Source organism: Capnocytophaga sp. oral taxon 412 str. F0487, assembly GCF_000271925.1.
Taxonomy (GTDB): domain Bacteria; phylum Bacteroidota; class Bacteroidia; order Flavobacteriales; family Flavobacteriaceae; genus Capnocytophaga; species Capnocytophaga ochracea.
Window position 1 is genome coordinate 21706 of record NZ_AJZR01000061.1, and the last position, 23538, is coordinate 45243.

Annotated in this window: 15 protein-coding genes; 12 read left to right on the forward strand and 3 right to left on the reverse strand. The window is 42.2% G+C overall.

All coding sequences use genetic code 11. The features are described from left to right. Nucleotides 1–20: 20 nt before the first annotated feature. Nucleotides 21–1382, reverse strand: a complete 1362-nt coding sequence (locus HMPREF1321_RS10435; protein WP_009422629.1) for an OprO/OprP family phosphate-selective porin — start codon at nt 1380–1382, stop codon at nt 21–23. 845 nt (nt 1383–2227) lie between these two features. Between HMPREF1321_RS10435 and HMPREF1321_RS10445 the strand changes: the two genes are divergently transcribed. The 10 genes from HMPREF1321_RS10445 (at nt 2228) to HMPREF1321_RS10490 (ending at nt 15809) form a co-directional block, all read left to right on the forward strand. Continuing rightward, nucleotides 2228–4576: a hypothetical protein gene (locus tag HMPREF1321_RS10445; protein WP_009422592.1), complete on the forward strand. Its 2349-nt coding sequence runs from the start codon at nt 2228–2230 to the stop codon at nt 4574–4576. A 7-nt stretch (nt 4577–4583) separates the two neighbouring features. After that, a complete protein-coding gene (locus HMPREF1321_RS10450) occupies nt 4584–5423 on the forward strand; it encodes a prephenate dehydrogenase (protein ID WP_009422576.1) in 840 nt (279 codons plus the stop codon). A gap of 197 nt (nt 5424–5620) precedes the next feature. Then, nucleotides 5621–6553 (forward strand): YbbR-like domain-containing protein, encoded by a 933-nt coding sequence (locus HMPREF1321_RS10455; RefSeq protein ID WP_009422548.1) that lies wholly within the window; start codon nt 5621–5623, stop codon nt 6551–6553. Next, nucleotides 6550–7134, forward strand: coding sequence for a dephospho-CoA kinase (coaE, locus tag HMPREF1321_RS10460; protein WP_034576050.1), 585 nt, complete (start codon nt 6550–6552; stop codon nt 7132–7134). The genes HMPREF1321_RS10455 and coaE overlap by 4 nt, the downstream gene beginning before the upstream one ends. 27 nt (nt 7135–7161) lie before the next feature. Further along, nucleotides 7162–7863, forward strand: coding sequence for a cytochrome c3 family protein (locus HMPREF1321_RS10465; protein ID WP_009422610.1), 702 nt, complete (start codon nt 7162–7164; stop codon nt 7861–7863). Between the two features lie 16 nt (nt 7864–7879). After that, nucleotides 7880–10738: a 4Fe-4S dicluster domain-containing protein gene (locus HMPREF1321_RS10470; RefSeq protein ID WP_009422583.1), complete on the forward strand. Its 2859-nt coding sequence runs from the start codon at nt 7880–7882 to the stop codon at nt 10736–10738. Nucleotides 10739–10743: 5 nt separating this feature from the next. Beyond that, nucleotides 10744–12675, forward strand: a complete 1932-nt coding sequence (locus HMPREF1321_RS10475) for a family 20 glycosylhydrolase (RefSeq protein ID WP_009422579.1) — start codon at nt 10744–10746, stop codon at nt 12673–12675. Continuing rightward, nucleotides 12656–14455 carry a quinol:electron acceptor oxidoreductase subunit ActD gene (locus tag HMPREF1321_RS10480; protein ID WP_009422625.1) on the forward strand — a complete coding sequence of 600 codons (1800 nt, stop codon included), beginning with the start codon at nt 12656–12658 and terminating at the stop codon, nt 14453–14455. Before HMPREF1321_RS10475 ends, HMPREF1321_RS10480 begins: the two co-directional genes overlap by 20 nt. Before the next feature lie 10 nt (nt 14456–14465). Beyond that, the gene (locus tag HMPREF1321_RS10485) at nt 14466–14999 is read left to right on the forward strand and encodes a c-type cytochrome (RefSeq protein WP_009422607.1); all 534 of its coding nucleotides are present in this window, start codon (nt 14466–14468) and stop codon (nt 14997–14999) included. Nucleotides 15000–15011: 12 nt separating this feature from the next. Further along, nucleotides 15012–15809, forward strand: a complete 798-nt coding sequence (locus tag HMPREF1321_RS10490; RefSeq protein ID WP_034576052.1) for a hypothetical protein — start codon at nt 15012–15014, stop codon at nt 15807–15809. Nucleotides 15810–15813: 4 nt separating this feature from the next. On the opposite strand, the gene HMPREF1321_RS10495 is transcribed toward HMPREF1321_RS10490, so the two are convergent. After that, entirely contained in the window at nt 15814–16980 is a 1167-nt protein-coding gene (locus tag HMPREF1321_RS10495) for a class I SAM-dependent RNA methyltransferase (RefSeq protein ID WP_034576055.1), read from the reverse strand. Nucleotides 16981–17044: 64 nt separating this feature from the next. Here HMPREF1321_RS10495 and HMPREF1321_RS10500 point away from each other — a divergent pair, with 64 nt between their 5' ends. Continuing rightward, the gene (locus HMPREF1321_RS10500; protein WP_034576057.1) at nt 17045–18268 is read left to right on the forward strand and encodes an exonuclease SbcCD subunit D; all 1224 of its coding nucleotides are present in this window, start codon (nt 17045–17047) and stop codon (nt 18266–18268) included. 571 nt (nt 18269–18839) lie between these two features. Here HMPREF1321_RS10500 and HMPREF1321_RS10505 read toward each other — a convergent pair. Next, complete coding sequence (locus HMPREF1321_RS10505; protein ID WP_009422587.1) at nt 18840–20471, reverse strand: acyl-CoA--6-aminopenicillanic acid acyl-transferase; 1632 nt, start codon at nt 20469–20471, stop codon at nt 18840–18842. Between the two features lie 424 nt (nt 20472–20895). Between HMPREF1321_RS10505 and HMPREF1321_RS10510 the strand changes: the two genes are divergently transcribed. After that, on the forward strand, nt 20896–23532 hold the full coding sequence (locus HMPREF1321_RS10510; protein WP_009422612.1) for a valine--tRNA ligase: 2637 nt from the start codon (nt 20896–20898) through the stop codon (nt 23530–23532). Nucleotides 23533–23538: the final 6 nt, after the last annotated feature.

Consider the following 23538-nt stretch of genomic DNA (forward strand, 5'->3'; position numbering starts at 1 on the left):
ATGGTTTAAAAGGTGAATGTTTAGAAATTAATTTCAAAGCGCATAGCGAGCATATGGTAGCTCACACCGCCTTTGCCTTTGCCTTCCACCGCTTTTTTATAATCGGTAGTTGGGGCTCCTGTGGCATCGTGCCCAATAATCAGTTTGCCTCTGCCGTTTGCATAACGGTCGTTGTTAGTATACTGATAGTTCAGAGCTATTTTCACGTTGTTATTCACATAAAAGTTCAACCCCGTAGTGAAGTTTGCTCCTGAACCTCCATACACGTCTTTGTCGTTCAAGCTGAGGTAATCACAGCGCATTGCCAGCTCCACATCACCCCATTCCTTGCCTCGGGTAGGCTGAGTAAACTCGCCTTCCGATACGTTAAACTTCTGTTTCCCACCAAAGAGCAAATACGCTGCTTGCACATACCACCCTGTGAAATTGTAATAGGTAGCTTCCGTAGTAACGTGGTCGCCTATCCATTCCCCTTGTACGCGGAAGCCTCCGTAGTAAGCAGCAGCTTCTACCCCGCGCAACCATTCGTGGTCTACATTGGGTATAACATCAGTGTCTAAGTACTTTTTGCGGTTAATCGAGGTAGAGTTGCGGGTACTGAAACGCGCTCCGCCGTAATCCTTAGGTGCTACATCAGTTTTAGGAGTGCGGTAAGAGCCCTTAACTCCTAAATAACAACCTTGCATACGGTCTTCGGTATAAGGCATCCAGCCCACTTTACTAGTGATTGAATATCCCTGGTTACGTCCGTAATCCTTGTTGTTGTCTTGCACATTGGTCACTTCCTCAACGCCAGCCACTCGTTGCAAAAACATACCAAGCGAAGCCCTAAAATGGTCGCGCAAGTACTCTCCTTGAATACCCAAATGTCGTGACGGCACTAAGGCTTTACACACCATAGGGCGTTCCATAAAGGTTAAGTAACGCGAACTGGTAGTTTGCTCCATCGAGAAATCTTCTTTGAAGTTTCCCACCTTCAAGGCTACGTTCTTAATCCCGTCGTATTCCACGATAGCATCTTTAAGTTCAAAAATACCATCGGCGAAATCAACGTCCACTTCACCGTACCAATCTTTGGTAACTTGTGCCTTTACGGCAAATCGAGCACGGCGAATAGAAGCACCGTTGCCTATCTTGTCGTAATCGCTCTTAGCGCCAAAAAACGTAGCAGCATCCACTTGCACACGGTTGTCAAACCAAAACTTATAGTTCTGATGTTTTGATTCAAAAACCAAGATGTTGTTACGTGCCTCTGAGCGAAGTTCTTTTCTATCGACTGCCACGCCATATTGGTTATAGCGAATGGTATCGAGCTCTTGGGCTATAGCTGTACTGAAGAAAGACAGCAATAGCCCCCAAATTAAAAAGGGTAACTTTTTCATCGGTTAAAATAATGTTTGTTAATGGAGTTGGTAAATTATTATTATAGTTCTTTTAACGCCACAAAGGTAAAAACTATTTTCCAATTAGCAATGAATTATTTTCTTTTTTTTTGATTTAAGCTGAAAAATCCTTAATTTTAACATAACACACCTTTATCTCACCTCTATCTTACTTTCGATTATTTTTCTATTTTCAATTTTTAACTATTCACTTTTAAGCTATTCACTGTTTAACCGTTCACTATCAACTCTTTCTATAATTTTATCTTATCATACCTCTATCTCTTCCCTTTTCCATCATACTCCCCCTAGTACCTATGACCTAAGCTCCCCACATCACCCATTTTCTCATTTTCAATTTTGCTAATTCTCTAATTATCCCTTCTCCTTTCCGTCGCCATATCCCCCCTCTCCTTGGGAGAGGGACGGGGTGAGGATTCCTCTTTCTTTCGTCTCGAAACCCCGTTTTTAACATTTTTAGCGCTGTTATATCGTGTTATAAGTCAATTACTTATATACCCTTCCTATACCAATCGTCCAAGATTCGTATAAGCTTCCTATAAGCTCTCTATAAGCTAACCCCGCCCTCCTTACACCCCTTTTTCACCAAAATTCCTCTCAGCACTCTTCCGTTCTCCTCCGATATCTTCCGTCTCCTCCTAACCTCCCCAATACGTCGCTTTTTCATCTCAAACTTTGGCAAAGTTAATCGCTCGTCGTGCTACGACCTTTGGCAAAGTTAAATTACTATTATTGGCATTATCAGCATTTTTGGTATTAAAAAATTTTTTCCTACCTTTGCACTTCATTGCATATTACACTGCTTTCATTGAAACATCTTAATTATGCGCATTCTTTTTTACATAACGCTGTTTTTATCCCTACTCGCCTGCGATTCCAAAGAGAAGAAAGAGGAGGTAACACCCTTACTCTTCCCCGATAATACGCAAATGCTTTTCCGCATCAACGATAAAGACAACTTCCTCAGTGCCATTGCTAACAATACCTTTTGGAAGACGCTCAATCCTCATCAGTTGCGCCCACACGAGGTAAAACTCCTTAATAGCATTCCCACCGATGATAACTTATGGGTAGCTTTTGATACCGAAGGTCATTTCTTTGCCATAACTCCTCGTATTAGTAACGATACTATTAGTTTTTGGCGCAATGCCGATACTCAAATCCAAAAACAAGCTCAGTTTGGTAAAGAATGGTTTTACACCATAGCCGATAACAACTTGGTTATAGGCGATTCCGAGACAGTTTCGGCTTATCAACAACTGAAACAAGAAACTAAAACACCACGGCAACAGTCTTTGGAACAACTCCAAAAAGTAGGTAATACCGAATGCGTTGCCACTCTTTTCTTCCAAAAAGACGAAGCAAATGCTTACTTCAAATCGTTTTTCGGAACCGAGATATTGCAAAATGTAAAAGATTGGGTCTCTCTCGACCTTTTCTTAGAAGAAAACAACATACGTTTTAGCGGTATGGCGCTCATTGCCAATGCCAATGCCGATATAATGGCACACACCCTACCCTATCAAAACAATGTGTTAAACGTACTTCCCGCGCGCTTGCGTTCACTCGTTTCTTATACTTTCGACGACGGCGATAAGCTCGCTCAAAACGATAGTACAGCTACCAATAATCCGTTTAAAACCTCTATCAATGGGGTAGCTTTCGCTCAAACCCCCGAAGGTCAATTTGCCGTCGCCTCTTCTTTTGATGTAGATGAGACCATTAAGCAGTTGCCCGTACTCTCAGAAGACTTTCAGCACAACTTCTCTATGTACGAACTAAACCCCGACCTCCCAATGGATTTTTTCACGGCTTTTGTACCTCAGTTTGTCCCTAAATACGTCGGAGTGTATGAAAAGTTTCTCGTATTTACTACCACCAAAGACCTTCTTACCTCAGTAATCAACGATATGCAACGAGGCAATGTGCTTTCAGCCAATAAATCTTACGATTGGTTAGAACAAAACAGCGCTTCCAACGTGAGTGTTACACGGCTCACAAATCTTTATGACAACACAGCTTTTAGCAGTAAATATCCTTATATAGCCGAAAACTATCGCTGGGCAGTATTCCAACAAACCCCTCAAAACGACTATTACGTGCTCAATTTCATCAGTCAAAAACAAACTGAAAGCACTCTTTCCGATGAAATGAAAGAACGTTTCCGCCTTACGTTAGACGACCAAATGGTTATCCCTCCTACCATTCTCTTAAACCACCGCACCAAACAACTCGAAATAGCCGTGCAAGACACCAATAACGATTTATATCTGATAGGTAACAACGGTTCTCTCTTGTGGAAAAAACGCTTAGACGGAAAGATACAAAGTCCTATTTACCAGGTCGATTTATTTAAAAACGGCTTCTTGCAAATGGCTTTCACTACCGAAAAGTCTATCTGGATTATTGACCGCAACGGCAATGTGGTAGAGCCTTTCCCTCTAAAATATCAAAACCCTATCACACCTTTGGAGGTGTTCGATTACGATAGCAATCGCGAATACCGCTTCCTCTTTGCCGAAAACAATATCTTGCACCTGTTAGACAGAAAAGGACAACAAGTGAAAGGCTTCTTACAGCGCACCAATGGGAAACCTTTGTTTACTCCTAAGCATTACCGTTTCAATGGCAAAGACTATCTTATCTACCCTTCCGATAATGGTATCTTTAATATCTTGCACCGCAACGGCGAAAACAGAATAATAGTAAAGGGTAACTATCGTTTCTCTAACAATCCTCCTTTGGTATTCAATAACTTGTTTATGTTCACCACTCAAGAAGGTAACCTTATTTCTATAGATGAGAAAGGAGGAATGAATCGCACAAATCCATCGCTGGTAGAACCCTTTTATTGGGAAGGTAATCGTTATGCTCTTACCTCTCTTTCGGGCAACATACTCACCATAGGCGGGCAACGCATTGAACTTCCCGAAGGTAAATATGCCCGTCCTAAACAGTTCCGTATTCGTGGCATCAACTACGTCTCAGTAAACGAACAAAACACCAAAAAAGCCTATTTATACGACGAAAAAGGAAAATTGTTAAAAGACTTTCCCGTAGAATCAGTATCCCCCATTGCAATAGATGTAGATTTAGATAAATCTATTTGGATAGTTACTGAAAAATCACCCACTGAATTGGTGCTCTACACTATGAGACAATTAGCTAATTAATATCGAATTGAAAAAAGCAGTCATCATAGGCTTAGGTCTCATAGGAGGTTCCTTTGCCTTAGAATTAAAAAAACGTTTAGGCTATCATATTGCTGGTATCGACCTAAACCCTAATCATATAGAAAAAGCCTTAGCCTTAGGCATCATCAATGAAAGTACGGATTACAACCATCTCACCGATGCCGACCTCGTGCTCATAGCAGTACCCGTGAACCATATAGGCGAAGTGCTTATAGAGGTACTCAATAAAGTAGGCGAGCACACGTTAGTAATGGACGCAGGTTCTGTAAAAGGTCACATCTGCGAGGTAGTAGCTACGCACCCCCATAGGAAAAATTTTGTAGCAGCGCACCCTATGGCAGGTACCGAGCATTCAGGACCTGAGGCAGCTCTTTACAACCTCTTCGATGGGAAAGTAATGGCACTTTGTGAAGTAGAAAAAAGCAATTGGCAACTGCTTGACCGTGCGTTGAGTATTGTAAAAGCCCTTAATATGCGCGTGAAGATGATGCAACCTTCTGACCACGACTTGCATACTGCCTATGTATCACACCTCTCGCACGTAAGTTCGTTTATGCTGGGCAAAACCGTTTTAGAGATAGAAAAAGACGAAGCTCAAATCTTCGATTTAGCCAGTACAGGGTTCGCCTCTACGGTGCGTTTGGCAAAAAGTGACGCTCAGATGTGGTGTCCTATCTTTTTGGAGAATAAGGACAATGTGCTAAAAGCCCTCAATGAATATATCAAGAATTTAGAAGCTTTCAGAACTCTCATCGAAACTGAACAATCCGAAGCCCTTACCCAAAGTATCCACGAAGCCAATTATATTAGGAAAATACTCAAATAGTATTCTAATACCAAACGGGTATATACGCGAGCCGTAACGTGTATATACCCGTTTAGTGATAGATATATACCGCTGACCTCATAGGTATATACTTTTCTAATAATAGGTATATACCGCATTAAAGTATTAATAAGTATTATTTTGCGCTCTCAATAAAAGTTTATACCTTTGTGCCAAATTTTACCTTTTACCTAATTATGAAGCCATTTCGCCTCTTTTTCACTAATCGTCGCAACCTCACTTTTGTGATATGCCTGTTGCTCTCGGTATTCATTTGGTCGCTGAAGAAACTCTCTAAAAACCTCATCAGAGAATTATCAGTACCAGTAACGGTTATCAATCTGCCAGCCGACAAGGTATTTCTACCCTCTGCTCCTAACTACGTGAGAATAACAGTAGAAGGCAATGGCTTCTCTCTTCTGAAATCCTACCGACAAAATGCTACCCTCACCGTAGATTTCTCCGATTTACAAGAAGTGGGCGAACACTTTTATACACTCTCTAAAAGCAGTAAGGACAAGCTCAGCAATACTTACCTATCGAATTTCAGAATACGCTCGGTAGTCTCCGATACTCTACAACTATACTTAGTACCCAAACACACCAAAAAAATACCCGTAGTAGTACACCTAAACGTGGAGTTCCCTAAAGAATACCAACTTACGGAATTGCGCCTCTTACCCGATTCGGTAGTAGCTTCAGGTAGCCAAAAAGTGATAGATACGCTCACACAAGTAACTTTCCAATACCGACACAAACGTCCGCTAAAAGACAATTTCGGTGAAACTTATACGCTCAAAAGCACTCCTTGGGTACATTATAACGCTCATAAAATTGTGATGCAAGCCTTTGTCGATAAGGTGAGCGAGCAGGAATTGCGCGTGCCTGTGAAGGTGATGGGCGTACCGAAAGAGAGTCAAGTAAAAGTCTTCCCCAACGAAGTGAGTGTACTTTGTACAGGTGAATTGAGTATCTTAAAGACCCTTACTCCTAACGATATTGAAGTAACTGCTGATTTGTGCGAAGCAACCGACAACCATATACCACTACAACTCAATACTCATAAACGACGCATAAAGGTAGCTTTTATGAAAGAAACCTCCGTTGATTTTCTAATACGCAAAGAATGATGGTAGTAGGACTCACAGGAGGTATTGGTAGTGGCAAGAGCACGATAGCCAAAGCATTTGCTGTCTTAGGTATCGCGGTATTCAATTCAGATGAACAAGCTAAAGCGCTCATCGCTACCGATACGCAGGTAAAGGAACGCATTATCGCTGCTTTTGGTGAGGAGGCTTACCAAAATGGAGAATATAACCGCGCTTATATCGCCCAGATTGTGTTCAACAATTCTGAGAAATTGGCAATACTCAACGGCATTGTACATCCTGCCCTTGCAAAATATTTTAAACAATGGGCAAAGAAGCAAACTTCACCTTATGTACTGAAAGAAGCCGCTATCCTCTTTGAAAGTGGAAGCTATAAGGATTGTGATTATATCATCACAGTTACAGCACCTGAGGAGGTGCGCATTGCCCGCGTAATGGCACGCGACCATTGTACCGAAGCCCAAGTGCGAGCGCGTATGGCACAGCAGTGGAGTGACACCCAGCGTATTGCCCTTTCAAATGCGGTAATTGAGAACGTCGATTTAGAAAGTGCCAAAGAACAAGTAAAGAGGATACATTTTCAACTTTGCCAAAGTTTGTAACGCAACGGCATTTGTCAATTGTCAATTATGAATTATCAATTGAAAAAGATTATCATTATATCAACCCTTATCATTGCCTTTTTAGGCATTACTTACGCTCTTTACGCCTTTCTGATGCAGATAGGGGTAGACGAGGGCTATGAACCTATACAACCTATTCACTTCTCTCATAAAATTCACGCAGGTGATAACCAAATCGATTGTAAATATTGCCATTCGGGGGCACGGACTTCGGCAGTAGCAGGTGTGCCCTCACTCAATGTGTGTATGGGTTGCCACAATACTATTTCGGAATATGAGGGTGAGGAAGATTTCGCCAATGGTTACACTAAAGAATTTTATACCAAAGAAATCAAGAAATTATATGAAGCAGTAGGCTGGGACGAGCAGAAATTTCGCTATACGGGCACTCCTAAACCTGTGCAGTGGATACGCATTCACAAACTCCCCGACTTTACTTATTTCAATCACAGTCAGCACGTAGCAGTAGGTGGATTGGAATGTCAGAAATGTCACGGCGAAGTACAACAAATGGAGGTGGTACACCAGTACGCTCCTCTTACGATGGGGTGGTGTATAAACTGCCACCGTCAAATGCCTATGAATGCTAACAACCCTTATTATCAGCACTATGAAGAAGTGCATAAGGCTTTGGCTAAAAAGCTAAATGTTAGCAAACTAACCGTTGCCGAAATGGGAGGCTTAGAATGTGCTAAATGCCACTACTAATAATTACGAGTTACGAATGACAAATGAGACTATACATAATACCATTACCTCACGGCGGGATTTCCTAAAATTCTTAGGTTTTTCTACAGCAGTGGCAGCCTTGGCTGGTTGCGAAGGTGCTGTACATAAAACGATTCCGTATGTAATACAGCCTGAAAGCATTGTAGCAGGTGAAGCCAATTACTACGCTACTTGTATCGCCGATGGTTTTGACTTTGCCAGCGTACTGGTGAAAACTCGCGAAGGGCGACCCATTGCTGTGTTGCGCAACCCCGAAGCCAAAGCAGGAGGGGCAGTGAATGCAAGGATATTGGCATCGGTATTGAGTTTGTATGACGAAAATAGAAACCCCTCCCCTACCCTCTCCCAAGGAGGGGAATTGTGGGAACAGTTGGATACTAAAGCCGTTACTGCCTTAGAGAAAGCAAAAGCTGAAGGAAAGCAAATTGTGATGCTCAGTCAAACACTCGCAAGTCCGTCGAGTTATGCTCTTGTAGAACTATTAAAAGAAAAATACCCTACCTTTAAACTCGTAGAATACGATACAGTATCAGAAGATGCTACTCTCACCGCTTTTGAATGGCGCTATGGATTGCGTGCAATGCCCGATTACGATTTCAGCAAGGCAAAGCTCATCGTTTCTTTTGATGCCGATTTCTTGGGCGATTGGAATGGCGGGGGCTATGAAGTAGGCTATGCGCAAGGGCGTATCCCCAGCAAAGCAAACGGAATGTCGCGCCATATTCAGTTGGAAGCCAACCTCAGCCTTACAGGCGCTAATGCCGATGAGCGCATCGCCCTCACCCCTCAACAACTGAAAGTAGCTTTAGCACAATTCTATATTTTTTTAACAGAATATCAAACTTCTCATTCTGAAGATCTTTCTGCTGAAATCAATGAAAAACTCAAAGCAATAGCCGATGAAGTAAAAAAAGCGGGTAGCGATGCCGTAATCGTAACAGGGATTGACAAGGACAATGCTCAAGAACTCACCTTTGCGCTGAATAAAAGACTGAAAAGCAAGGCTTTTATACCTGAAACACCCGTACTCACGCGAAAAGGAGATATAGTGTGGAAATTCAAACCATTGCTCACCGATATAAACGAAGGCAAGGTAGGCGTTCTCTTTATCAACAATCTCAACCCTTTATACAGTTTGCCTAACGCCGAAGTGTTTGCCGCAGGCTTGAAGAAAGTACCTTTTTCGGTATCCTTTGCGATACGTGCTGATGAAACTGCCCAGCAAACGACCCTTTGGGCGCCTCAACCTCATTATTTAGAGTCGTGGGGCGATGTAGAATTTAAATACGGGCACTACGGACTGATGCAACCTTGTATACGTCCGCTTTTCAACACCCGCCAATGGCAAGACTGTTTTTTGCAATGGATAGGACACAAGGAGAGCTATTACGATTTTATCAAATCTCATTGGGAAACCCATATCTTAAAAGGATTTCCTTGGGAACAAGCCCTACACGACAGCACTTTTGTAGATAAGGAAAAAAGATTTGATTTTGAACAACAAGAAGAGGAACGACTAAGTTTATTCCGCACCAAAGAATCTTTTACTGATATATCTATCAGTCAATTGCTTATAAGCCAAACGGAATTGCCTTTTGAACTTTCTCTCTACACCAGCACCGCTTTGGGAGACGGACAGCAAGCTAACAATCCTTGGCTACAAGAGCTCCCCGACCCTATCCACCGCACTACGTGGGATAACTTCCTCACGATGCATCCCACTGATGCCAAAACCTTAGGTATTGAGAATTGGCATACTGCCGATGGTGCTTTGGACGGGCATCAGGCGAAAATCAGTGCTAACGGCAAAAGTATCATCGCTCCCGTACTTATCACCCCTGCACAAGCGCAAGGCAGTGTGGGGCTTGCCTTAGGTTATGGGCGCAAGGCAGGCATACAAACCGAAATGCAAATAGGCGTGAATGCCTTCCCTCTTTATAAAGACCATTGTAAAAACCAAGGCGTACAGATAGAAAAAGCAGACGGCACACACGAATTTGCCTGCTTGCAACTGCAAAATGAATTAGTAGGGCGTAAAAATATTCTTAAAGAAATCAGTTTAGATACTTTCTTAAACTCCTCTGCCGAAGTGTGGAATCCTCACCCTCCTAAAACAAAGAAAGACCCTACTACCCCACATCACTTTAAACTCTCTATCGACCTGAATGCTTGCACGGGTTGTGCGGCTTGTGTGATCGCTTGCCACGCCGAGAACAATGTGCCTGTAGTAGGCAAAGAAGAAGTGCGCCGCTCACGCGATATGCACTGGTTGCGCATTGATCGTTATGAATCAAGAGAAAACGAACAAAGGTGCGTAGGCTTTCAGCCCGTGATGTGCCAGCATTGTAATAATGCTCCTTGTGAGACCGTTTGCCCTGTAATCGCTACCGCTCACGGACAGCAAGGACAAAACCAAATGGCTTACAACCGCTGTGTGGGTACGCGCTATTGCGCCAACAACTGCCCTTACAAAGTACGCCGGTTCAACTGGTTTCAGTATAGTGAAAACAAGCAGTTCAACTACAATATGAACAACGAAATAGGGCGTATGGTGCTCAACCCCGATGTAACGGTACGTTCGAGAGGAGTAATGGAAAAGTGTTCCCTCTGTATCCAGAACACCCAAGCAGTAATACTGAAAGCTAAAAGAGAAGGTCGTGCCGTTGCCCCAGGAGAGTTCAACAATGTAGTAGCTTGTGCAGCAGCTTGTAATACAGGGGCTATGGTATTTGGAGATGCTAACGAAGAAGGAAGCAAAATTGCCCAGTTAAGTGCCAGCGAGCGTATGTATCAGCTTTTAGCAGAGCTGGGGACAGACCCTAATGTGGTGTATCAAGTGAAAGTGAGAAATTAGGAGTTATGAAGTTTTACATATTTTTGATATACTTTGGGTGTATTTGTCCTTGTGTGCTGTATGCAGGGATAGACCACTTATTGCCTGCACCGCAACAAGTCATCGCTAATGGACAACGCTACAAGGTAGCATCGGCAGAAACGCGTCCGATTATTATTGTAGAAATGGTAGCCGATTTACCTGAAATTCCCGTCAATAAAGAAGAAGGATATATGTTAGAAGTTACCAAAAATTGCATTCTCATCAGGGCGATCAGTGGAAAAGGCGTGTATTGGGCAAAACAAACCCTAAAACAACTTTTGGTTACCAAAGGCAATAAAGCCTATTACGAAGGGTGCAAAATCATTGATTATCCTGCTTTTAGAGTGCGCGGTTTTATGCAAGATGTGGGGCGCACCTTTATGAGTTTGGAGGAGTTGAAAAGAGAAATAGCACTACTTTCGCAGTATAAAATCAATGTATTTCATTGGCATCTCACCGAAAACCAAGGGTGGCGTTTGCAGAGTTTGCGTTATCCTGAACTCAATGCACCGTCTAGCTATGAGCGTATGCCTGCCCAATACTATACCCTCCAAGAAGCCAAAGAGTTAGTTGCTTTCTGCAAAAAACACAATGTATTGCTCATCCCCGAAATTGATATGCCTGGACACAGTCGTGCTTTTGAAAAGGCTTTTGGGGTAGATATGCAATCGGAAAAAGGAATGGCAATTCTCAAAGAGCTATTGGATGAAGTAGTCGAAAATTTTGATGTTCCTTATATTCACATAGGTACTGATGAAGTAGTTTTTAGCAACCCGCAATTTGTACCCGAAATGGTAGCTTACCTGCGCCATAAAGGCAAAAAGGTGATTTCGTGGAATCCTGGGTGGCAATATAAAGCAGGTGAAATAGATATGACCCAATTGTGGAGTTATCGCGGTAAAGCACAAAAAGGCATCCCTGCTATCGATAGCAAATTTCACTACATCAATCATTTCGATGCTTTTGCCGATTTGGTTGCCCTCTACAACAGCAGAATTTTAAATGTAGCCCAAGGCGACGACGATCACGCGGGAGCTATTATAGGGCTGTGGAATGACCGCTATATCAGAGGAGAGAGAAATATTCTCATCCAAAACAATTTCTATCCTGCGATGCTCGCCTTAGCTGAGCGCTCTTGGAAAGGAGGAGGTAGCGAATATTTCGACGGCAAAAGCACTATGCTTCCCACAGATACCAACGACCCCATATTCAAGCAGTTTGCCGATTTTGAAAGACGTATGTATTGGCATAAAACCCATCATTTTACAACCGAACCCTTTGCCTACGTACCTCAAACCAACGTAGTTTGGCGTATTACCGATGCTTTCCCTAACAATGGCAACCTTGCTCAATCCTTTCCACCTGAGAAAGCTTTAAAAGAAAGCTACTCTTATGAAGGAAAAACTTATCATACCCATAAAGCCATAGGGGCTGGCATTTATTTGCGACATACTTGGGGTGAGCTTGTTCCTGCTTTTTATAAAAACCCTCAGCCCAACCACACTGCTTATGCGTACACTTATGTATATTCACCCGAAGAACAGCAGGTTGGTTTATGGGTAAGTTTTCAAGATTACAGTCGGTCGGAAAAAGATCTTCCTCCGCCACAAGGCAAATGGGATTACAAGAAGAGCAAAATTTGGCTAAACGATACTGAACTCTCTCCTCCTATATGGGAATCAGCTCACAGAGAACCCTCTAACGAAATACCTCTTACTAACGAAAATTTCCAAATGCGTCCTCCTTTGCAAGTTACCCTCAACAAGGGATGGAATAAAGTGTTACTCAAGCTCCCCGTGGGTGCTTTCTCTACCCCCGAAGTGCGATTGGTGAAATGGCAATTCACTTGTGTGTTCGTAACCCCCGACGGCAAGGACGCTGTAAAAAACCTTATTTATGCAGATACTCAACGATAAATCCTATCATACCATCAGTGAAGATATAGCGCGCCCTATCGAAGGTCGTGCTTCTCGCGCGTGGTGGATTGCCTTTGGCATTACCTTTCTTGCGACCCTCTGGGGGGTATGGGCAATATGGGTAACCTTGCGCGACGGCATAGGCGCGTGGGGGCTCAACAAAAGCGTAGGCTGGGCGTGGGACATCACCAACTTTGTGTGGTGGATAGGTATCGGGCACGCAGGAACGCTCATCTCGGCGGTATTGTTGCTCTTTCGCCAACAATGGCGGGTGGCTATCAATCGCTCGGCTGAGGCGATGACTATTTTCGCTGTGTTGCAAGCGAGTATCTTCCCAATACTGCATTTAGGTAGACCGTGGTTGTTGCATTTCAACTTGCCTATTCCTAACCAATACGGCTCGTTGTGGGACAATTTCAACTCGCCTTTGCTATGGGATGTTTTTGCTATTGCTACCTACTTTTCGGTATCCTTAGTGTTTTGGTGGGTGGGCTTACTCCCTGATTTTGCGATGCTCCGCGACCGTGCTCTCAAGCCTTTTCAGAAGAAGATTTACAGCTTGCTGAGTTTCGGGTGGAGTGGTCGCGCCAAAGATTGGCAACGTATGGAAGAAACAATGCTGCTCTTGGCAGGTATTGCCACTCCGTTAGTCATTTCAGTGCATACTATTGTCTCTTTTGATTTTGCTACTTCGGTAGTCTCTGGTTGGCACACTACTATCTTCCCGCCCTACTTTGTAGCAGGAGCTATCTTTTCGGGTTTTGCAATGGTGAGTTTGCTACTGATTATCTTGCGCAAAGTATGTAAGTTAGAAGCCTATATCACCCTCAAACACATCGAGCTGATGAACACTGTAATGTTAGTGGCAGGTAGTATTGTAGCGGTTGCTTACCTCACCGAGTTTTTTATGGCAATGCGTTCTCATTCAGAATTTGAAAAATATATCTTTTTAAATCGTGCTACAGGTGATTATGCGTGGGCATTCTGGACGATGATTATTTGCAATATAGTCCTCCCTCAACTGCTTTGGTTCAAAAAGTTACGCCGTAGTATTACCTTTTCAGTATGTGTTGCTTTGGTGGTATGTGTAGGGATGTGGTTCGAGCGCTTTGTGATTATCGTTACCTCACTACACCGCGGTTATCTACCGTCGTCGTGGACGATGTTCAGTCCTACGTGGGTGGATATAGGGATATTTGTAGGCACTTTGGGATTATTCTTTTTGTTGTTCTTATTATATGCAAGGAGGTTCCCAATGATTGCACAAGCTGAGGTGAAAGGAGGCAGGTCTCAGGTGTCAGGTCTTAGGTCTCAGGTGTCAGGGGACAGGTGTCAGGGAGTAGTGATAATTTTAGACACTCCTGATTCTCTTTTAGACAAAATAAAAGAATTAAAATCAGAAGGCAAGGAAATTCAAGAAGTATATACGCCTTTTTATGTACACGGTTTAGCTGAAGCCTTAGGGCTCAAGCGCACGCGTTTAGGTAAAGCCACTTTTCTATACGGACTCATAGGCTTGTTTTTCGGGTGTTGGCTCACCTATTTCACAATGATAAAAGACTGGCCAATGGATATTGGCGGAAAGCCTAATGCCACTTTCTGGCAAAACCTCCCCTCTTTTGTACCCGTAATATTCGAGTTGGTTGTATATTTTGCAGCGCATCTATTGGTGATTAGTTTCTTTATCAGAAGTAGGTTATATCCGTTCAAAAAAGCTGAAAATCCTATAAAGAAAAGTAGTGATGATAAATTTGTAATTCAGGTAAGAGATAAGAAGTAAGAGGTAAGAAATGAAACATTTTAATAATTATATAAAGTATTTATTGCTAATATTATTGGTAGTTGGTTGTAGGAACAAACAAGAGCGCAACATTGAGTTTATGCCTGATATGTATGAGAGTCCTGCTTATAAAACTTATGAAGTCGCACCGCTCTCCCCTCCTGAGCACACTGTAAAAAGAGGTGAGTTGCCCTACCGCTACCCTAATACCATTGAGGGTTATGAGCAAGCCAAAGCACAATTGCACAACCCCTTAGCAACTGATATCCTACAACAAACTCAAAACCTAACCGATGGCAAAAAACTTTACGGCATCTATTGCGCGCTCTGTCACGGTGAGAAAGGTGACGGCAAAGGAGTTTTAGTACAACGGGAGAAGATTTTAGGAGTTCCCAACTACAAGAGCAGAGAACTCACCGAAGGCAGTATTTATCACGTGCTCTACTACGGACGCAATACAATGCCCGCTTTTGCTAATCAGCTGAGTGAGAAAGAACGCTGGCAAGTAACAATGTACGTTGAACTGCTAAGAGATAAGAGGTAAGAAGTAAGAAGTATGAGCATATTGTTTTTAACATATTCAATTCTGTTGTTTATTGCGCTTACGTTGGTAGGGGTATTGGTATTCTATGCCATCAACAAAGTTACGCACGCTGAGTGGGCTATGAGTTTGTACCCTATAATGAAGCGTATCACAACACCTTTATGGTTAGTGTTATTAGTTTTGTTGGGAGTGCTGTATATAATGCATCACGAACCTTATTTTCTGTTGCGTACTGTGGGCTATATGGCAGTATGGGTGGGGTATCGCTATTTAAACCTCCCCCTTACCCCCCCCAAGGGGGGAATAACATACCGCAAAAGCGATTTATCGTTTTTTCACGTGCTATTCTTAGTCCTTTTCTTTCTTACCGAAACTCCGATGGCGTGGGATTGGTTTTTGAGTCTCACTCCCGAATGGCACAGCACCCTCTTTGCGTGGCAATTGCTCAGCAGTTTTCTGCTCTCAGGTATTGCCCTCATTACCTTATTTAGCAAGCCAGAGCACTATTCTGATTTAGGCAAATACCTCTTTGGTTTCTCTATTTTTTGGGCGTACTTATGGTTCTCACAATATATGCTGATATGGTACGCCAATATTCCCGAAGAAACTGTTTATTACCAAACTCTTCTCAGCAAAGGCTATGGAGAGGCGATTGTAGCAATGCTCATTCTCAGTTTTGCGCTACCTTTTCTCATCTTGCTATCCTCACGAACCAAACAAAAAAAGCTGCTCCTTTTCGGAACAGCTATCCTTATCTTATTAGGGCAATACCTCAATTTCTATTTAATGGTAATGCCATTTGTAAAATAGAAGTTTACTCTTCGGTTTGTTTTTTAGCTTTCTTACTTCCTTCGTACATCTTATATTGTAACAATCGGCTTTCTAATTTACCATTAAAGAGTTTTATTTTTCGTGAAGGACGCAATCCTACATATTTTATACCTTCTAAATTAGAAGTGATAAACCACGCATCGGTATTGGGATAATGATGTTTAAGAGTGTTGCCTATCGATGAGTAAAGCTGTTCTACATCGGTTTGTAGGCGCTCATTGTAAGGTGGATTGAACACCATATGTAATGATTGCTGTTTATCTTCTTTTTCAGTAGCAAAAAAGTCTTTTTGGAATACTTGAATGTACTCAGATAGGTCGGCGTTTTTTAAGTTATCTTTGGCTTTGGCTACTGCTGAGGGTGCTTTATCATATCCTATAATTTGGTGGTGAAACTCTCGTATTTTTTTAATACAACTGCCAAAGATAAGATTAAAGAGGTCTTCATCAAAATCATTCCAACGTTCAAAAGCGAACTCTTTTCGGTGTACATTGGCTGGAATATTACAAGCTATCATAGCTGCTTCTATCAAAAAAGTACCACTACCACACATAGGGTCTAAGAAATCACACTGCCCCTGCCAACCGCTGAGTAATAGGATACCAGCAGCGAGCACCTCGTTGATAGGAGCTATATTGGTAGCTGTACGATACCCGCGCTGATGCAGTGAATTGCCTGAACTATCGAGTGACACAATTACTTCGTTGCGCTGAATATGAATATGTATCTCCAAATCGGGGTGTAGTACATCTACATTGGGACGACGCCCTGTGGCATTGCGAAAAGCATCAGCAATGGCATCTTTGGCTTTTAAAGCCACGTATTGAGAGTGATTAAAAAGTTCGGTTTGTAAGGTGGCTGTAACAGAGAAGGTCTGGTCTACTCTTAGGTAGGTTTGCCAATTGAAGTTATAGAGTTTTTGGTAATATTCTTTCTCGTTACGCACATAAAAAGAAGCAATAGGTTTCAGTATTTTTAAAGCGGTACGCAAGCAGAGGTTCGCCTTATACATAAAGCCTTTATCGCCTTCAAACTGTACACTGCGAACGCCTTTGGTTACGTGCATAGCCCCTAAATTGCGCAATTCATCAGCTAAAATATCTTCAAAGCCAAAGAAAGTTTTGGCTACCATTTTATAATTATTTTCCATTAGTATATAAAAATATGGCAAATATACATTATTTTTGCCATTTGAGAAAATAAATAACTGAAAAATGAACTTGCTACATACTGCCGATTGGCACTTAGGACAAACGTTTTACCAATACGACCGCTATAACGAACATCAATATTTCTTGGATAATCTTTTGCAAATTATTGAAGAACAACATACTGATGTTTTACTTATCAGTGGTGATATGTTTGATACTGCTAACCCTGCAGTGGCATCGGTAAAGCAGTTTTATCATTTTCTTCATCAAGCAACTGAGCGTTTCCCTCAACTGCAAATTATAGCTATTGCGGGTAATCACGATTCGCCTGTACGCCTTGAAATGCCCCAACCACTCTTAGAAGATACACAAGTGCATTTGGTGGGATATGTGAAAAGAAATGAACAGAGAGAGATAGATTACAAACGTCTTATTATTCCGCTTTACGAAAAAGGGGAAGTAATAGCTTACTGCCTTGCTGTGCCTTTTCTCCGCTTAGGGGATACTCCTAAAAATGAAACTACTAACCCCGATTATACTCAAGGGGTGGAGGCTTTCTACCGCGAAATTACGGAAAAGGCTTTAGCTATTGCCAAAGGAAAACCGCTGATTGCTATGGGACATCTGCACGCTTTGGGAGCAGAACTCAGCGATGAGGACACGGCTGAGCGTCCTATCATTGGGGGAATGGAAGGCTTCAAACCTACGAGTTTTCCTAACGCGTTACAATACATTGCTTTGGGACATATTCACAAAGCTCAAGCCTTAGGTGGTAAAGCTCATATACGCTACTCGGGAAGCCCTATACCCTTATCATTTTCAGAAAAGCATTATCAGCATCAAGTAGTGGCTTTTTCATTAGAAGAAGGACGTGTACAGGATATTAAAACGGTGCCTATTCCGTTGCATACTCCTATGTTAAGCGTGCCTGAACAACCACTACCGGTTAAAGAAGTGCTGAATGCTTTGGCTTCTTTACCTAAGGGAACTACTCATACTCCTGCTCCTTATTTAGAAGTAAAAGTATTACTAAACGAACCTGCTCCTGAACTCAAAAACAGCATACTGAAAGCTATCGCTCATAAACACGTACGCTTGGCGCGTATAGATGTGCGCTACCAACAGCAACAAAACACTACAAAGGAAACTTTGCAAAAGGAAATTACTTTAAACGACCTGCAACCTTATGAGGTACTACAAAGGGTTTACCAAAATAAATTCCAAAAAGAACTGCCTGAATTCTATAAACCTTTGTTTGATGAAGCAATGGAGAAAGCGACTGATTAATGATTAGTGGTTAATTGATGTGAGTTTGATGTAAGAAAAGTGTAGCTTACGCTACAGAAATCCTACAAATCTTAAAAAAAATCAAACAAATAAACAGCTTTGCTGTTTTAAATGTCTCGCACAGATTACACGGATTGCACGGATTTAGACCCCGATTGATTTCAATATTATAGAACAAAAGTGCACGGATTTTAGCAACGAGTTGCTTAAATTTCACTGATTATAATGCAAACACAACCGTAAATCAGTATTATATATATATATCAAACTGATGCTAATTAAAAGTGTAGCTTACGCTACAGAAATCTTACAAATCATAAAAAAAATCAAACAAATAAGTTGCTTCGCTACTTTAAAATCTCGCACAGATTACACGGATTGCGCGGATTTAGACCCCGATTGATTTCAATATTATAGAACAAAAGTGCACGGATTTTAGCAACGAGTTGCTTAAATTTCACTGATTATAACGTAAATACAACCGTAAATCAGTGTTATATATATCAGACTGATGCTAATTAGTAAGATAATTCTTTTTGGATTTCTGCAAAAGCAAGTTTAATACGAGTTACTAATTTTTATTGACTAATTTTTGAATCTTTTTTCGTTCTTCACTATATGGTATTTCGCATTGGAGGGCTTTTTGGAAGAGTTGGTGTGCGGTTTCTTTGTTACCTTGTGTTTGATAAGCTCGCCCTAATAAATAATAGGCTTTCCAATAATGCGGGTTGAGACTTGTTATGTGCTTTACTTCATCTATTACAATAGGGGTATGTTCGCGCAGATGTGTTTCTATCTGTTGCTCTAATACCCTATACGCTTCGTAATCCTTAAACGCTTGGGTGTACATAAAAGGGTCGGGCGGAATATTTAAGGAAGTTTGAGGATAAGGACTGTGCGACGGGTAAGCTTTGGTAGCAAATATCTGCTTCAAATCATAGGCTACAAAAGTGCCCAACTGATAAGGAGCTGTCGATACCCATACCAAGCGTTCTTGAGGTTTAAAAATTACTGCGTGATGTGCCAATAGCTGGTTGAGCGCTTTCTCATTGCCATAGCCTATGGAATCGGCGTGTAAGCCTTCGGTACTGCGGAGGAGTGTAGCTATTTTAGAGGGGTTCAGCTTAGGTTCTTCTGTTAGGAACTCCTGCATTTTGGCATATCTATACGCTGAATGCGAAGTACGTATCTGTTTGAGATTCTTCTTATCTTTCTTGTACACTTCACTTTGGAAATGATTGGTGCAAAGCACTGCATTAGGAGCTTCGTACACTCCAAACTTTTTGGGTGATACCTCGATGATTACTGCTTTGCCGTCGGTAGCACTCCCCACCATTATAGCTTCGGACACGAATACCTTTCGCTTTTTAGCAATGGCAATCGCCTCATCGATATTTTTGGCGTACTGCAAGATTTCACGGCAGAGGAGCGAAATAGGGGTGCGAGCTTTCAGCGGAATAGATGACTTTCCTGCATTGATAGTAACCGTAAGACCCTCGAGATTCATACCCGAGAGCACACCTATCATTCCGCCCCAAGCGTAACTCATAAAAGGAATGCCTTCCTCAGGACGCACAAATCGCACTACTTTTTCAGTAGCAAAGTCATCGGAGAGATAAAAATCGAAATTGCGCCCTATGAGGAGCTGACCATCTTCGGTTTTATCGCCCCAAACCGCTAATGAAGAACAGCCTACGAGCATCAAATCTTGCAAAGCGTGCCCTAAATCGTGAGCCGAATGCAGGTAAAGGGTGCGCTGATAAGCAGGGGCTATGTAGTTAAAAATCGTATCGGAGTACTGCGCTTGTCCCCAGAGTTCTTGCCGGAAGGGAGGTATCACACAATTATTGATATCTCGATTGAACCACTTGACGAACTTGCGCAAAAAACGCTGTTTGCGCTGTGAAGGCACAAACTGATTGAGTTTGACAAAGAGCAGACTGTCCTGACGGTGATACAAAGGCTCAGTAAGTGCACCTGAATTGAGCCCTAACTGATACGGATTTCCTGAAAGGTAGAGCTCCCACAAGCCTTGTTGATTTTTTACAATATAGTTATCCTGAAAATACCGCAACGTATCATTTAGTGCAGTAATTTGAGGTTTCTGGTACGGATAGGTTACCTCAGGCGGAGTGATTTTCTTGTAGAAAATACCGCAAGAGGTGAGCAGGAGGTAAAAAGTAAGAAGTAAGAGTTTTTTCATTTTGCCGACTCTTCGAACTGCTGATTAAGGTGCAAAAATAGGGATAATTTTTTAATACCCAAAATGCCAATAATGCCAATAATACCAGAAATGCGAAAATTGTAGTTTTCTGAGTATATAGTAAAAAATCGTACGGATTCGGAGAATATCGGAGATAGTCGAAGGTAGTAGGAGAGTATACTTAGCTTATAGAAAGCTTATAGGAAGCTTATACGAATGTTGGACGATTGGTATAGAAAGGGTATACAAAGAGTTGATTATTAATGATTAAAAGCTAAAAGTGAATTGTTAAAAAGAGTTAAACAAACCAAAGTAAGACAGTAGTAAAAAGAAAGTAAGACAGAGCAAAAGTAGTTTAAAAATTGGTAATTGGTATTTTTTTACTACTTTTGCAGTCAGAATAGAAATTGGCAAATTAGCACATATGACAGAACCCAAAAAATACAACCCTACTGATTTAGAAGAAAAATGGTATGCCTATTGGCTTGCCCACAACTATTTTCACTCAACCCCCGATGAGCGTACCCCCTATACCATTGTGATTCCGCCTCCTAACGTTACAGGAGTGCTCCATATGGGGCATATGCTCAACAACACGATTCAAGATGTACTTATTCGTCGTGCACGCCTCAAAGGCTTCAACGCTTGCTGGATACCAGGTACTGACCACGCTTCTATTGCAACAGAAGCCAAAGTGGTGGCAAAACTCAAAGAACAAGGCATTAAGAAATCCGACCTCACTCGCGAGGAGTTCCTTGTACACGCGTGGGAATGGACACACCAATACGGTGGGGTGATTCTCGAACAACTCAAAAAATTAGGTTGCTCTTGCGACTGGGAACGCACTAAATTTACAATGGACGAGGAGCTTTCGGCTTCGGTTATCAAAGTGTTTGTGGATTTGTACAACAAAGGACAAATATACCGCGGTCACCGTATGGTGAACTGGGATCCAGAGGCTAAAACCACCCTTTCTGACGAGGAAGTGATTTATGAAGAACGTCAAGGATTTTTATATCATCTGAAATATCAAATCGAGGGGACGAATGAGTACCTCGTGATTGCTACTACCCGCCCTGAAACGATTTTTGGCGATACGGCTATCTGCATCAACCCTAACGATGAACGTTGGCAGCACCTGAAAGGCAAAAAAGCGATTGTGCCTATCTGCAACCGCGTGATTCCGATTATTGAAGATGAGTACGTAGATGTAGAATTTGGTACAGGTTGCCTGAAAGTAACCCCTGCCCACGACCCTAACGACAAGGTTTTGGGCGACAAACATCAGTTAGAAGTCATTGATATCTTTAATGATGATGCAACCCTTAATCACTACGGCTTGCACTATGCTGGCAAAGACCGCTTTGTAGTGCGCAAAGAGATAGTAGCCGAATTAGAAGAAAAAAACTTACTCGCTAAAAAAGAGACCTATACTAACAAAGTGGGGACATCCGAGCGTACCAAAGCCGTGATAGAACCCCGCCTTTCCGACCAGTGGTTCCTAAAAATGGACACTCTTATCCAACCCGCTATCAAGGCGGTATTGGAAGACGAAAGCATCAAGTTATACCCTAAAAAGTTCGAAAATACTTATCGCCATTGGGTAGAGAACGTACGCGATTGGAATATCTCACGCCAATTGTGGTGGGGACAACAAATTCCTGCTTACTACTACGGCGAGGGCAAAGACCAATTTGTAGTAGCTGAAACTAAGGCAGAAGCGCTTGTGTTGGCTAAAGAAAAGAGTAGCAATGCACATCTTACTGAAGCCGATTTGCGACAAGATGAAGACGCCCTCGATACTTGGTTCTCGTCTTGGTTATGGCCAATGAGTGTTTTCAACGGTATTTTAGAGCCTAATAATCGTGAAATTGAGTATTATTACCCAACCAACGATTTGGTAACAGGACCTGATATCCTTTTCTTCTGGGTAACCCGAATGATAGTAGCAGGTTATGAATACAAAGGCGAGCGTCCGTTTAGCAATGTGTACCTCACCGGATTGGTACGTGACAAACAACGCCGCAAGATGTCTAAATCCTTAGGTAACTCTCCTGATGCACTCAAACTCATCGCCGATTACGGTGCTGATGGCGTGCGCGTGGGGCTCTTGCTTTCATCGGCAGCAGGTAATGACTTGCTGTTTGACGAAGCCCTTTGCCAGCAAGGAAAAGGATTTGGCAACAAATTGTGGAATGCCTTCCAATTGGTAAAAGGATGGCAAGTGGATAGCTCGGTAGCACAACCTGCAGCCGCTCAGATCGCTTTGCAATGGTTTGAAGCGAAGTTCAACGCAGTACTCACCGAAGTAGAAGACCATTTTGAGAAATATCGTATCTCCGATGCCCTAATGGCAATTTATAAACTCGCCTGGGACGACTTCTGTGCGTGGCTTTTGGAAATGGTAAAACCCGAATACGGCAAACCGATGGACAAAGCAACTTACGAGGGCGTGGTAGCCGCTTTTGAGAACTTATTAAAACTCCTTCACCCCTTTATGCCTTTCCTCACCGAGGAAATATGGCAAAGTTTAGCTCCTCGTACCGCTGAACAAGCTCTTATCGTGGCTACTTACCCCACTGTACAGCCGTACGACGAAAAACTATTGGCAGAATTCGACTTTGCTGCCGAAGTGATAGCAGGTATCCGCACGGTGCGCAAAGAGAAGAATATACCTTTCAAAACACCGCTTAGCCTTTCAGTATTAAACAAAGAGCAAATGAGCAATCGTTTTGATGTGGTACTTAGCAAAATGGGCGGGCTTGAGGCTATTACCGAAGTAAGTACAGCCATAGAAGGCGCAATGTCTTTCCGCGTAAAAGCTAATGAATACTTTATCCCAATGGAAGGGGCAGTGAATGTAGAAGAGGAACTCAAAAAACTACAAGAGGAACTCACCTATACACAAGGCTTTTTAGCCTCAGTACGCAAGAAACTTTCTAATGAGAAGTTTGTAAATTCAGCACCTGCCCAAGTAGTAGATAATGAGCGCAAAAAAGAAGCTGATGCTTTGACGAAAATTGAAACACTTGAAAAAGCGATAAAAGCAATTAACAATTGATAATTA

Excerpts from the sequence above, each read along its gene's own strand:
- HMPREF1321_RS10510 (WP_009422612.1), top strand. The coding sequence starts at position 20,896 with ATGACAGAACCCAAAAAATACAACCCTACTGATTTAGAAGAAAAATGG.
- HMPREF1321_RS10445 (WP_009422592.1), top strand. The coding sequence starts at position 2,228 with ATGCGCATTCTTTTTTACATAACGCTGTTTTTATCCCTACTCGCCTGC.
- HMPREF1321_RS10465 (WP_009422610.1), top strand. The coding sequence starts at position 7,162 with ATGAATTATCAATTGAAAAAGATTATCATTATATCAACCCTTATCATT.
- HMPREF1321_RS10495 (WP_034576055.1), bottom strand. The coding sequence starts at position 16,980 with ATGGAAAATAATTATAAAATGGTAGCCAAAACTTTCTTTGGCTTTGAA.
- HMPREF1321_RS10480 (WP_009422625.1), top strand. The coding sequence starts at position 12,656 with ATGCAGATACTCAACGATAAATCCTATCATACCATCAGTGAAGATATA.
- HMPREF1321_RS10490 (WP_034576052.1), top strand. The coding sequence starts at position 15,012 with ATGAGCATATTGTTTTTAACATATTCAATTCTGTTGTTTATTGCGCTT.
- HMPREF1321_RS10485 (WP_009422607.1), top strand. The coding sequence starts at position 14,466 with ATGAAACATTTTAATAATTATATAAAGTATTTATTGCTAATATTATTG.
- HMPREF1321_RS10455 (WP_009422548.1), top strand. The coding sequence starts at position 5,621 with ATGAAGCCATTTCGCCTCTTTTTCACTAATCGTCGCAACCTCACTTTT.
- HMPREF1321_RS10470 (WP_009422583.1), top strand. The coding sequence starts at position 7,880 with ATGACAAATGAGACTATACATAATACCATTACCTCACGGCGGGATTTC.
- HMPREF1321_RS10475 (WP_009422579.1), top strand. The coding sequence starts at position 10,744 with ATGAAGTTTTACATATTTTTGATATACTTTGGGTGTATTTGTCCTTGT.
- HMPREF1321_RS10505 (WP_009422587.1), bottom strand. The coding sequence starts at position 20,471 with ATGAAAAAACTCTTACTTCTTACTTTTTACCTCCTGCTCACCTCTTGC.
- coaE (WP_034576050.1), top strand. The coding sequence starts at position 6,550 with ATGATGGTAGTAGGACTCACAGGAGGTATTGGTAGTGGCAAGAGCACG.
- HMPREF1321_RS10500 (WP_034576057.1), top strand. The coding sequence starts at position 17,045 with ATGAACTTGCTACATACTGCCGATTGGCACTTAGGACAAACGTTTTAC.
- HMPREF1321_RS10435 (WP_009422629.1), bottom strand. The coding sequence starts at position 1,382 with ATGAAAAAGTTACCCTTTTTAATTTGGGGGCTATTGCTGTCTTTCTTC.